This is a genomic window from Saccharobesus litoralis (assembly GCF_003063625.1).
GTDB lineage: Bacteria > Pseudomonadota > Gammaproteobacteria > Enterobacterales > Alteromonadaceae > Saccharobesus > Saccharobesus litoralis.
On the sequence record NZ_CP026604.1, the window covers coordinates 5431768 to 5444726 of the forward strand.

The 12959-nt window shown below is 41.3% G+C and carries 13 protein-coding genes; 2 read left to right on the top strand and 11 right to left on the bottom strand.

Annotation, left to right across the window (positions count from 1 at the left end; genetic code table 11):
* Positions 1-5: 5 nt before the first annotated feature.
* The 11 genes from gspM to gspC all read right to left on the bottom strand — a co-directional run bounded on the left by gspM (position 6) and on the right by gspC (position 11320).
* Positions 6-476 (bottom strand): type II secretion system protein GspM, encoded by a 471-nt coding sequence (gene gspM / locus C2869_RS20795; RefSeq protein ID WP_108604735.1) that lies wholly within the window; start codon positions 474-476, stop codon positions 6-8.
* Positions 476-1777 (bottom strand): type II secretion system protein GspL, encoded by a 1302-nt coding sequence (gspL, locus tag C2869_RS20800; protein WP_159084262.1) that lies wholly within the window; start codon positions 1775-1777, stop codon positions 476-478. The genes gspM and gspL overlap by 1 nt, the downstream gene beginning before the upstream one ends.
* 1 nt (position 1778) lies before the next feature.
* On the bottom strand, positions 1779-2858 hold the full coding sequence (gene gspK, locus C2869_RS20805) for a type II secretion system minor pseudopilin GspK (protein ID WP_108604737.1): 1080 nt from the start codon (positions 2856-2858) through the stop codon (positions 1779-1781).
* A complete protein-coding gene (gspJ, locus tag C2869_RS20810; RefSeq protein WP_199915604.1) occupies positions 2858-3475 on the bottom strand; it encodes a type II secretion system minor pseudopilin GspJ in 618 nt (205 codons plus the stop codon). Before gspJ ends, gspK begins: the two co-directional genes overlap by 1 nt.
* A gap of 2 nt (positions 3476-3477) precedes the next feature.
* On the bottom strand, positions 3478-3849 hold the full coding sequence (gspI, locus tag C2869_RS20815; protein WP_159084263.1) for a type II secretion system minor pseudopilin GspI: 372 nt from the start codon (positions 3847-3849) through the stop codon (positions 3478-3480).
* 14 nt (positions 3850-3863) lie between these two features.
* A complete protein-coding gene (gene gspH / locus C2869_RS20820) occupies positions 3864-4463 on the bottom strand; it encodes a type II secretion system minor pseudopilin GspH (protein ID WP_108604740.1) in 600 nt (199 codons plus the stop codon).
* Positions 4464-4567: 104 nt separating this feature from the next.
* On the bottom strand, positions 4568-5005 hold the full coding sequence (gspG, locus tag C2869_RS20825; RefSeq protein ID WP_108604741.1) for a type II secretion system major pseudopilin GspG: 438 nt from the start codon (positions 5003-5005) through the stop codon (positions 4568-4570).
* 313 nt (positions 5006-5318) lie between these two features.
* Entirely contained in the window at positions 5319-6536 is a 1218-nt protein-coding gene (gene gspF / locus C2869_RS20830) for a type II secretion system inner membrane protein GspF (RefSeq protein WP_108604742.1), read from the bottom strand.
* A 9-nt stretch (positions 6537-6545) separates the two neighbouring features.
* Entirely contained in the window at positions 6546-8177 is a 1632-nt protein-coding gene (gspE, locus tag C2869_RS20835) for a type II secretion system ATPase GspE (protein ID WP_108605153.1), read from the bottom strand.
* 70 nt (positions 8178-8247) lie between these two features.
* Positions 8248-10335, bottom strand: coding sequence for a type II secretion system secretin GspD (gene gspD, locus C2869_RS20840; RefSeq protein ID WP_108604743.1), 2088 nt, complete (start codon positions 10333-10335; stop codon positions 8248-8250).
* Positions 10336-10378: 43 nt separating this feature from the next.
* On the bottom strand, positions 10379-11320 hold the full coding sequence (gene gspC, locus C2869_RS20845; RefSeq protein WP_108604744.1) for a type II secretion system protein GspC: 942 nt from the start codon (positions 11318-11320) through the stop codon (positions 10379-10381).
* Positions 11321-11558: 238 nt separating this feature from the next.
* On the opposite strand from gspC, the gene hslR reads away from it, so the two are divergent.
* Together hslR and hslO are read left to right on the top strand one after the other, a co-directional pair.
* Entirely contained in the window at positions 11559-11969 is a 411-nt protein-coding gene (gene hslR, locus C2869_RS20850; RefSeq protein WP_108604745.1) for a ribosome-associated heat shock protein Hsp15, read from the top strand.
* Positions 11970-12023: 54 nt separating this feature from the next.
* Positions 12024-12896, top strand: a complete 873-nt coding sequence (gene hslO, locus C2869_RS20855) for an Hsp33 family molecular chaperone HslO (RefSeq protein WP_108604746.1) — start codon at positions 12024-12026, stop codon at positions 12894-12896.
* Positions 12897-12959 lie beyond the last annotated feature (63 nt).

Here is a 12959-nt window from a genome sequence, read left to right on the forward strand (position 1 = left end):
ACGCCTTATTGTGCCAATTGTAGGCGTCGAACTTTAACTTCACCTGGGTTATCGCTGGCACTAATATCCACCATGGTGATTTTTACATGCTCTTGATTAACCAGTTTTTCTAGCCATTTCATCAAGTTATTAAATGGCACGCTATCCAATTGTATTTGTAATTCACTGCCTTGCGGTTTAGTACCTGAAATGGAAATACCCGCTTGGCGCGCAGTTCGGTTAGCAATATTGCTTAATGAGCCTCGGCTCTTACCACCACTACTGGATGCTGCACGATATTTAGCACTGTTTTCAGCCACCCAAGTCAGTAATTTTTGCTTATTATCTAAATCGCGTTGCGCTTTGGCAGCACGATCATTAACTGGGCCAATCAGCAACTGAAAAATCAAGCCAATAGCCAGCACAATGCTCGCTACATTTACCAGATTTTGTTCACGTTTAGCTAGCCCACTATGCCATTGTTTAATTTTATTCATTATTTTTTAATACTCAGAGAACCGCTAACTTTACCATTACTATTATTAAGCGAACCTTGCTCTACTTTTAAATCGTTATTAGTGAGTTGGGCTTTAAACGATTCAAAACTCGAAAAGTTGCTAGCTGTCGCTTGAATACGGATTTCATTGCGTTTGGCATCAAAGCGCAGTGATTCTGGATTTAAATCTTTGACTTTATCAAAGGCATCCAAAGTTAAATTGAGCATGGCAATAAATTCGTCGCCGTCACTCGACAATGAAACTTCTTTCATCTTCGACTTAACATACTTCTTCATACCACTAACTTTGATACGCTTGCCACTTGGGAAAGCAGTCAAAAATGTCTTCTTAATCTCATCATCAAGTTGCGCAACTTGTTGTTCTAGCTGGTATATTTTGCTTACCTGACCGCCCATGTGAATTAAAAACAACACACCAGCCAGTATGGCAACATTACGCCATGCAGATAAAAACTTCCAAGTTTGCTTTTTCAGTTGATAAATACCTTGGCGCATATTTAAGCAACCAGCATCAACACCTTGTACTAAGACTTGCAAAGGTAAATCAAACGCTTTTTCTTTGACTTGGTAGCCTTCAGTAGTCAACTCAGCAGGCAAAGGCGAATAGTGAGCTAGTACAGGTTGTGCGACTTCATCCGTATGTGTCTCTGTCTCTTCCGCTTCTGTATCTGCTCCGCTATCTGATTCAGCTTGTTTTTCGGCGGTTGCACTTTCAGGTTTAGGCAACAAGTCCAGCCAATCTTGTAATGCAGATCCTGTTACCTCAAAGCCACGAAACGCGCTCGCGCGGATCAACCATTCATCACCCAATTGCAAAGCACTGATTTCACCGTCTTTAACCGGCAATGCTAAATAATCAGGGATCAACTTAGTGGCGACTAATTCGGCTGCATCTAACCATGCTAACCAATTATCCATTTGTTGTTTACTACAAATAGCCACGTTTAAATAAGTCTGCCCCGCTTTAGACACTTTACTGCCTGTCGCAAAGAATAACTCATCAACATCTTGTGCTAACTCATCTTCCAACGTAAAGGGCAAGGCTTGAATAAATTGCCGCCCAGCTTTAGGTGGCATCAGCACTTGCTTTGTAATAATTGCGTTACCCGGCACAAACACACTGATAGCGCGCCCACCGGCTCGGCTTTGTAACGTATTGAGTTGACCGGCATCAGGTAATATACCTGATGCAATAATTTCGTTTTCACTATCAGACCAAACTAGCCAATGCACTTTGTGCTGAAATTGACTGCCGAGTCGGATATATAACTGTTCGGACACACTAAACTCCAATCTTGCGGGCGATCACTTTTCCTTGCCCTTTCTGATCCAACATAATAATGGATTCTAAGCCTATCCAACTGCGATTAAACTCAGTTTTGGCTTTCATTCTAAAGTACTGGCTTTTAACCGTAAATTGTTGTTTTACTTGTGGCGATATTTGACCTATCGCCTGAATTTCTGCTTCTTGCCAAAAATCATTAATATCAGCCCAACCTTCTTTAGGTCGGTTGGATAATAATGATTGCGCATCAGAAGACGATAACTTAGGCGTAAACATAGCTTGTAAAATATCAGCGCCTTGGTCACCCAAGGTGTTTACGTTTATCAACTGCTCGTCTACATCCGGAATAATACAAACATGCTCAATAATTTTATCCATAATACGTTTGTTAACGCCTTCGACCATACGCAGTTCTGACGCATCGACCATCATACTATTGGCGGCCAAATGAGGTTTAATTCGCGCTTCATAAACATAGTCTTCAGCACCGAAAGGGCTGGTATTAGTATCTGGATCTAGCCAATCAAATAGTGCATCACGGATCTGCTCGGCTTCATAGTTTTCGACAGATACCGCTTCTAACAACGCCATAAACTGCACTTTAGGCTCCACTTGAAATTGACTGGCATTCGCCGGAGAACCTGTTGTGTTATTACTGTTTTGATTATTAGAGTTAGTATTTTGGTTATTCGAGTTATTATTCTGGTTGTTTTTTTGCTTTTTCGGATCGCGATAAACCGCATTTAGATTAAAACAAGCATGTAAGTCTTGGATCTCGCCCGATATTTCGCCATTTTCCACCGGAAATACCATGTCTTGCATCGCCCACGCTTGCTCTAAATTAAACACGCCGCCTTTTTCATCAAATGACTCTTTCAATAACAGGCTAACAAATTCTTCTGCGCCCAATGCATACCAATAAGCTTGCTCATTCGAGTACAAATTATCGGTACGCTTGATCTGCATTTGTAAGCGCATAGCCATGTCAGTGGCGATCACAGTCACAATAGCCACAATCAAGAGTACGGTAATTAAAGCCACGCCTCTTTGCTTACTAACACCTCGACAACCCAACATTATTTGGTCGCCTCCGGCATTAAAATAACGCGGCGAATATCGCCATAATCAGCTAATTTTAATGTGATAGCTATGGCTACAGGTAAATCTTTACTGCGCCACTCTGTTTGCCACTTATCGTTTTTGCCATCATGGAATTCAAAAATCAGCTCCTTAACATCTGTGAGTAAAGGTCTAACTTTAAATTCCTCACCGACAACAGGATCAGGGTATTCGAAATGGATCCGCTCCAGCACATCATCAACAACACGATAAGCAAAAGATTGCACCTCGCTGCGCGGCATTAAAAACATAGGATTAGTCCACCCTACTTTTCGTAACGCCAGTACTTGAGATTGACTATCTAAAATTAACTCACCATGGGAAATAAAAGTATCTGCGGCTTTTTCGCCATCCACCCTAACCTTACGTCGGGTTGCTTGGCGTAAATCGCGTTCAATAGTTAATATAGCCAACTGTAATGATTGTAAACGTTCGCTATGCGTCAGTGATACTTCATTACTGGTTGAAATACTACTTAATACGTTAGCCGCACCTAGCCCAACGACCGCAAATATAGCAACCGCAACCAGCATTTCAATTAAGGTAAAACCTCGGTGATGAGTTAATTTTTTCATGATTAACTACGCTTGCTAATATAAGTGCCAAGGCTAGTGATAGACGCTTCCATGGCTTCATCACTGTATACGGTAATTTCAACCATTACCATGCTGACATCTTGGGTTTTAGTCACAGTCTGTTTCCAATAATAAGTAGTACCGGCCATTTCAGCTTCGCCTTTCTTATTATTTGGCACCGGCCATTTACGCTTAATTCTTAACTCGGCTAATTGGTTGCTAGCTACCCACTGGGCAAAAGCATTTTGCTGCAGAATACTTTGATTAGAAACATGGGTGGTGGTTGACGAGATTAAGGCTATGCCGGCAAAAGCCAAAATAGCAATCGCCACTAAAATTTCGAGTAAGGTAAACCCAGATTGACGTTTAGACATAAGTACAGGTTTCATTACAGATCGACCTCTAATGGCCCTTCCACTTTAAGCGGGATGGCATATTCACCAGTTACTGAAAAGCAGAAACTATCGATATCAGAAAACGCCTCGTCATAAATAAACAGCAATTCAAATGGCGTTATATCACCGCTTGAAAACAGGTAAATATGCGGTACGACCTTATCTTCTTCATCTTTTTGCGTGTCTTCATCATCACTAGATGAAAATAAATCATCCTCTTGATTTTGCTGATCTAGCCAAGGAATATTATCCACCCGCAATTGTAGAGTAATATTTTCCGGCATCTCTTGTTCAGCAAATGTCGCCTCGCCACTGATAGGAGACCAACGTTGACCATCAAAGCCAACAAACTCATAGCCGGCTTCATTGATCACCACGCCAAATTGCACATTATTAAGCAACGCGTATTCAACCGCTAAATGGTATAAAGCTTGAAATTTGCGTGCTTCTTTTTCTACTTTTTTCGACGGGTCATTGGTATCAAAAGAAAAAGAAATAGAACTAACTAAAATCGCCATTAAAACTAAAACGAGCATAATCTCCAACAAGGTAAATCCTTGTTGTTTGCTTGCTTTATTAAACGGCTTAGTCATGGCGCTTTACTTAACTCTAAAACTATCTATAACTGGGTTAGCTTTATACAATAAAGGGCGATTGAACCGCCCTTTATCTAGTCAATATCTAATGTTGTGACGGCTTATTGTAAAAACTCGTCAATATTCCAGTTACCAATATCATCTTCGGTATCGGCTTCACCATCAGGCCCCATTGAATAAATATCAAAATTACCATTATCACCTGGGCTTAATAACATGTATTCATTGTCCCAAGGGTCCATAGGTAAGCGTTTAATATAGCCACCTTCTGGGTAGTTCTTTGGTAATGGTTCAATATCAGGCGCACTGACTAATGCATCTAAACCTTGATCCGTTGTAGGATATTTATGGTTGTTTAACTTATACATATCCATTGCATTTTCTAACGTGACAATATCAGTCGCAGCTTTTTTGATTTTTGCTTCATCACTTTGGCCAATCAATTGCGGCGCTATCATACCTGCTAAAATACCGATAATAACTAAGACCACCATGATCTCAAGAATGGTAAAACCAGACTGTTTGTTGTATTGCTTCATTACAATAATCCTTACTAATTAAAACTGATTAACATCCAAAAACTAATGTTTTAGACGTATTGCCAAAGGTTGAGTTCACACCGTTAGCAGATAAATTTCTGAATTCTTATATCGTCACAAGCGACAAATTTCAAACACGAACTGTTATTAATACAGTTGTATGCACTCAAGCTTGGAAAAATTAAAAATGATTAACTAATTGGTGTTTAGGCAAAGCCGTCAAATTTTTTGAACCCATGAGCATACGTGGTTTTGTATGTGATTGGGGCAAAAAATGCAGACAATGCCGCATAAACACCAAGTAGGACATCATTTAGCCGACCATGGTGTTTAGGGCCATAATAGGTTGCAATATCGAAATCACAATAAAAAACACAATACCCGCCATACTCAACACCATAGCAGGGCCTAAAATTCCCAACGTTACCGTTACCAAAGATTGAAATTCGCGATCTTGGTTATCAGCGGCACGACCGAGCATTTGCTCTAACTCACCACTTTTCTCACCACTGGCTATCATATGTAGCATCATGGGTGGAAATAACTTCGTTTGTTCTAACGACGCTCTCAGGCTTGTACCTTCACGTACTTTACCTCGTGCGACTTCAATCTCTTGTTTCATAAAATCATTAGACAATACGTCGCCGGCAATACGCATACTTTCTAACAAAGGCACTGCACTGGCCGTACATATACTTAATGTGCGAGCAAAACGCGCGGTATTCAAGCCTTTAGCGACTTTACCTATCAAGGGGACTTTTAATAAATGCTGGTGGTAAGTTAATCGTGCTTTAGGCTTTTGAATTAGGCGCTGAAATACTACGGCACCAAGCATCGAAAGTACCAAAACATATAATCCATAGTCACGTAATAAATCACTAGCACCTATCATAAATTGCGTAGTCGCTGGTAAATCGGCATTCATTCGTTGGAATTGACCAACAATTTTCGGCACAACCGAAGCCAATAAATAAGATACGACAGTGACCGCGACAATCAATAGCATAACAGGGTAAATAGACGCTTGCTGAATTTGCGATTTAGTCACTTGTCTTTGTTCTGTGTAATCCGCCAAGCGTTCTAATACGGTATCTAAATGACCTGACTTTTCCCCTGCTGCAACCATGGAACGAAATAGATCATCAAAGATATGCGGAAACTCAGCCATACTGTCAGCCAACGAATAACCTTCGGTAACTTTAGAACGAACCGCCATTAACATAGTTTCATGACGTGGCTTATCCGCCTGTTGCGCCACAGCTAACAACGATTCTTCAACCGTTAAACCGGAAGCCGACAAGGTTGCCAATTGGCGGGTCATTAACGCTAAGTCATTAGCTGAAATACTTGGCTTTAAAAAAGAGACTGAGTGGCCCTGTTTTTTCTCTTTAGCGACCGTTTCTTCAATTTCGACCGGCATTAAGCCTTTTTCACGCAGCTGTTGACGCGCTGCTTTGGCGGTATCAGCTTCAATTAGGCCTTTAACCGATTTACCGGCTTTATTGAGTGCTTTGTATTCAAACGCTGCCATGCTTTAGCTTTAACCTTCTCGCGTTACACGTACAACTTCTTCTAAAGAAGTCACACCAGCCAAAACTTTAGAAATACCATCATGACGAATACTTGGAGTGACCGAGCGGATCTGACTAACAATAGCTTGCTCACCCGCGCCGTTATGGATCAACTCGCGAACTTGATCATCAACTATCAATAATTCATGAATACCACTTCGGCCTTTATAACCACTATAGTTACAGGTTTCGCAACCATCCGGGTGGTAAATGACTGCTTTTTCATCGGCAGCTAAATCCATCAATTCTCTTTCACGGGCTGTCGGTTCAGCCGGTTTCTTACAATCAGGGCAAAGCGTACGCACTAATCGTTGCGCTAACACAGCCAAAACACTTGAAGATAATAAGAATTGCTCTACACCCATGTCTTGCATACGTGTAATAGCACCCACTGCAGTATTAGTATGTAGAGTTGATAGTACCAAGTGACCGGTTAGTGAGGCTTGCACTGCGATTTGTGCCGTTTCTAAGTCACGGATCTCACCAATCATCACCACATCGGGGTCTTGACGCAGTATGGCTCGTAAACCACGAGCAAAGGTCATATCAACCTTAGTATTAACCTGAGTTTGGCCAATACCGGGTAATTCATATTCGATTGGGTCTTCAACGGTAAGGATATTACGCTCAGCAGAATTAAGATCACTTAAACCTGCGTACAAAGTCGTTGATTTACCCGAACCTGTGGGACCGGTTACGAGAATAATGCCGTGTGGCTTTTTCAATAAGTCAGCAAAGTGGTCACAGTTAGATTGGGTCATACCCAAATCGCTAAGGTTTAAGCGCGCATTATTTTTATCAAGCAAACGCAATACAACCCGTTCGCCATAATTAGATGGCATGGTACTAACCCGCACATCGACAGCACGGCCACCGATACGCAACGAGATACGACCATCTTGCGGAATACGCTTTTCAGCTATGTCTAACTTAGCCATAACTTTAATACGCGAAACCAACAAGTTAGCTAGCTTTCTATTGGGACTAATAATTTCACGTAAAACACCGTCAACCCTAAAACGCACTTTCAGGTCGGCTTCAAACGTTTCAATATGAATATCTGACGCACCTTCTTTTATCGCCTCAGACAACATAGCATTGATCAGTTTAATAACCGGCGCATCATCTTCATTTTCCAGCAGATCTTCGGTTTCAGGTAATTCATCAGCCAAGGAGAATAAATCGGCTTCATTACCTATGTCTTCCATCATCTGCCGCGCTTCAGAACTATCTTTTTGGTAAACCTCGGTTAACTTTAACTCAAACGCCTCATTACTCACCTTGGATATGGTAAATTCGCGGCCAATCACTCGTCGCGCTTCAATGACCGAATCTAATGAGACATTGCTTCGGCATATCGCCGTTATCTTGCCAGATTCAAGGTCACTGACCAATAGAATGCCATGCCGCTTAGCAAAGCCAAATGGCAAGCTAAATCGAGAAAAGGCAGCTTCTTCAGCATCTTCTAACTCACCATCCAGATCTCCATCTAGCAATACCTCTTCATCAAGGCTATTACTTGAAGGTGTAGGATAATCCGCTGGTTGCTCAACACCAGTTGTTAATGGCGACTCATTAGCCAAATCATTTTGTGCCTGCATGGCAAGCTCTTCAGCTTGCGTTTCAGTAACTGTGTCTTTATTAGATAGTTCGGACATAGTGCGCTACCAGTTACTCTTTATCTTTCTTGGTATCTTGCTTAAATTTCTCTTGCTCGTTTAAGTAGTTTTCAAACTTAGGAGGCAACGCGTCTTTGTCTTTCCATTCTGGTAATACCGGAATGCTTGAGCTGTAGTCAACCTCGTACCAGCTACTATCTTCCTTACGCTCAATTTGCTGGGCACGCATAAAGTTATATTTACTGTGGCTAATTTGATTTTGCACCATACCGGTACGAATAATAGTTGGGCGAATGAAAACCAATAAGTTACGTTTACGCTTAGTATTAGAGGTTGATTTGAATAGCTCACCAATTAATGGAATATCGCCTAACAATGGCACTTTCGATACGCTTTTTTGCACATCTTCATCAATCAAACCACCAAGCACAATCGTACTGCCATCATCAGCCATAACCGTGGTTTTAATTTCGCGCTTGTTAAAGGTCACATCAACTGCAGACGTCGCGCCGGCCACGCTCGATACTTCTTGCTCAATAACCATTTGTACACCGGTACCTTCATTAATTTGCGGTGTCACTTTTAACTTAATACCAACTTCTTTACGATCAACCGTTTGGAAAGGATTAGAGTTAGACGAGCTAGAGGTAGAGCCTGTAATGGTTGGTACTTCTTGACCAACCACAACCGAAGCTTCTTCGTTATCCATGGTGGTCAAACTTGGCGTCGCCAAAATATTTGAATTAGTTGAAGTCGAAACAGCTTGTAAAACCGCTCCCCAGCCGTCTTTAACCACACCAACAGCCATACCATTTAAGCCACCAAGTAAACCCGCCAACGCCGAAACATCACCTAATTCATCTGGCTCGGTATTGGTAACTGGGTCACCTTTACTATCAAGCTGAATAGTGGTTTTACCTTCACGTGGTGTTGCTTGATAAGCTGCTGCGGCTAACGCACCGATTGGCGCATTAGCACCATTACTAAACTGCACTACGCCGCCTTCTTCACTACCCCATTGCACACCCAAGTTTAAGCCATCAGTATCGAATACCTCGACAATAATCGCTTCGACTTGTACTTGCGCACGACGTACATCTAGCTGGCGAATAACACTTTCAAGCGAGCGCATCATATCTGGTTGGGCAGTAATAACTAACGAGTTACTGTCTTCATGCGCTTCGATACTAATATCTCGACTACTACTGCTTGAACGAGACGAAGATGACTTGCTAGAGCCCTTTTCTTCGGCTTTCAACGAGGCACTAACACCTTTTAATACTTTAACTAAATCTTCTGCTTTAGCGTATTTAAGGTAAATAACCTTGGTATTACCGCTAGTTTCTAATTCACTATCTAGCTGACTAATAAGACGGGTAATTCTGGCTCGTGCTTTTAACTCACCACTAACAATAATGCTATTGGTACGTTCATCTGCAACAATTTTGGGAATTAAGTAATCTGGCGTGGTGTCTTTACCCGATTTACTCTTCATCATAGCTTCAATAATGCGTACTAATTCAGCAGCAGAGGCAAATTGTAGCTTAATAATTTCAACATCTTGGTCACCGGCTTTATCAACTCGTTTGATAATTTCAACCAAGCGATTCACCACCGCCGAGCGGCCTGTAATCATAATAACGTTAGATGGATCATAGTGAACTACGTTACCACCACCAGCTTGGTCGTTTAACTGACGCAGTAAAGGCGATAACTCTTTTACCGATACGTTAAATACTGGCACAACCCGAGTTACCATGGTGTCGCCGGTATTTACATCGGTATCAACAACAGGTATTGCCGAGGTTTTGGCGTCTTTATCCCGTTTTACTTTAAGCACACCGTTGGGCATTTCAATCACAGCGTAACCGTAAACTTCAAGCACATTGAGGAAAAACTGGAAATATTGCTCTTCATTTAACAAGTCATAGCTACGGACATTAACCTTGCCACGCACATTGGGGTCAACAATGATGGTCTTTTTAAGGTTTTTACCGACTATATTGATAAACTCGTTGAGATCAGTTCCTTTGAAGTTTGGCGAATAATCTGCTGCCGATACACTCGACATTGCAGACAAACACGCCAATAGACTTGCTGAAGAAAAGATACCTAATTTTTTTAAGATTGTTCTTGTCATACGCACGCTCAGGTTTTACCTGATACTCTCTTTTAACTGATCTTTAGTTAAGTGAAAAATGGGTTTCAACCATCTCACCATTACGTTCTACCATTAATGTTGCTTCCGTTGCAGAGCGCAGCTCTTGCATGGCCAACATGGCTTGCGATAAATCGGTGAGATCATATCCGTTAATTTCTATTGCAATGTCGCCATTGCGTAAGCCAAAGGCTTTAAATAATTCTGCTTTTTTACCCGGGCGGATTTTATAACCGACTAGCTGACCATTGCGCTTAAATGGCGCTGCTTTTATATAATCACTAATTTTTCCTGGGTCTGCCAAAAATGCCTCTCTTTGTTCTTCAAGCAACTTAGCATGTTTAGGATCAATACGTTTAGCTGTACTTTTACGGTCTGCTCTACTCGGTGTTGCTGTTCGTGTTGCACTCGAGGTTTGTACCGTATAATCGGCCCCTTCTAACATCAGAGTTTCACGCTTATTACGCTGCTCTAATATAATTCGGTCTTCATACACTTCTCGCACAACAGCTTGGGTACCATCTATTTTCTCGCCAACACCATAGGTAGTTTGTGTACCACTGCGCTCAATAATGGCCGCAGCACGAGAAGGGTCTGAGCTTGAAACCACACCCGTTAACTTTAAATTTAGTGACGTAACCGGAGCAACTTCAACCTCTTTAACGACTGGTTCTTCAACAACGGCATTAAAATCACCAAATAAATTCATTTTAACTAAGCGCGCTACACTCGCTTTGCTCGTCGAACCCGTTTGACTATTTACGACTACCGTTGGCGCATTTGGTTTCGCAGCAGGGGTTAATAATTGCCAAGTTAATTGTGATAACAACCAAACTATAATAATGACAAGAATAAACTGCACAGTACGGCTCAGTTTGACATGATCAAGCTTATTGCCTTCAGTAAGCAGCAATTTATTTAGTTTGGTTTTATGTAGCAGGCTCAGCAGCTGGGCATCCAGTGTCATGTTTTCTCTTTTAACTACTCAAATTCTTTACTTTCGAATCCGCTTGTTTGACTTAGTTTTACTGAAATAAAATAGCAGAATGAAGACTAGCCTAATCAATTTCGGCTCATAAAGAGCGTCATATTACGTATATAGGTTGTTATCAACAAGTCAAAATCAGTTTAAAATAGCGAAATCAGCTAATTTTTTTCTATTTGAAAGACTTAGTTGCCAAAGGTTCAAAATTTAAGTGGTATTTATGACAACGAAAAGACAATCGGAACAAGAATCCAGCGTTCGAATTGATAAATGGTTGTGGGCGGCGCGTTTTTATAAAACTCGCGGCTTAGCTCGCGACATGATCCAAGGCGGCAAAGTTAGGTATAATGGCCAACGAACTAAGCCAAGTAAAATTGTTGAGTTAGGTGCAGAAATTACCATAGCCCAAGGTTTTGATGAAAAAACAGTTGTAATAGAGAAAATATCAGAACAAAGGCGCGGCGCTCCTGAGGCTCAACTTTTGTATAAAGAAACCACGGCAAGCCAAGAAAAACGCCAACAACGAGCGTTAGAGCGAAAAATGGCGATCAACGTCAATCCGCATCCGGAAGCTAAGCCAGATAAAAAACAACGTCGCCAACTGTTGAATATTAAACAACAGAACCTATAAAAGGCATTGCCAAATTGCGTATTGAATACGCTCCAGACAAAAAAGGTTTAATTGATGCAAAACCAAGATCAACTCCACAGATATTTATTTGAAGACGCCCACGTTCGTGGCGAAATAGTGCAACTTAAAAATAGCTACCAAAGTGTACTAACCAACCACAACTACCCTGCAACAATTAAACAAATTTTAGGTGAATTATTAACAGCAACCAGTTTGCTCACAGCGACACTTAAATTTGAAGGGGATATTACGGTTCAATTGCAAGGTGATGGTCCAGTTAAATACATAGCAATCAACGGTAATAATCAACTAGAACTGCGCGGGGTAGCACGTTATGAGCAAGCTCCCAGCTCAACACGCTTATCTGATGTAGTTGGCCAAGGTTATCTAGTTATCACTATCACTCCAACTAAAGGCGAGCGTTATCAGGGGATAGTAGCCTTGGAACACGAAACCTTAGCCGAATGTTTAGAAAAATACTTTGAACAATCTGAACAGCTAGCCACCTCTATTCGCTTATTTACCGATGTAGAATCAGAACAAGCGGCTGGCATTCTATTGCAAATGTTACCGACCCAAGCAACATCAGATAAATCGCAAGAAGATTTAGACAAGTTTGAACACTTGGTTACCTTAACATCGACCATGACAGACGAAGAGATTTTTAACCTGCAAGCTCAAGATGTTTTATATCGTTTATATCATGAAGAAAACGTACAACTATTTTCGCCAACAGCCGTAAATTTTGTTTGTGGCTGTTCAAAAGAAAAAACCTTTAACGCCATAGCGAGTATTAATGTGGCTGAAGTAAAGTCGATTTTAGATGAACAGGGCGAAATTAAAGTGACTTGTGAATACTGCCTAACTGATTATGTATTCACGCCAGACGAATTAACGTCATTAACGGATGGGGCGCTCAAGCACTAAATAATCTATGAGAGCTTAAGATCCTATTAATAGTTTTTATATCTAATTAAGGCTCAGCGGCTT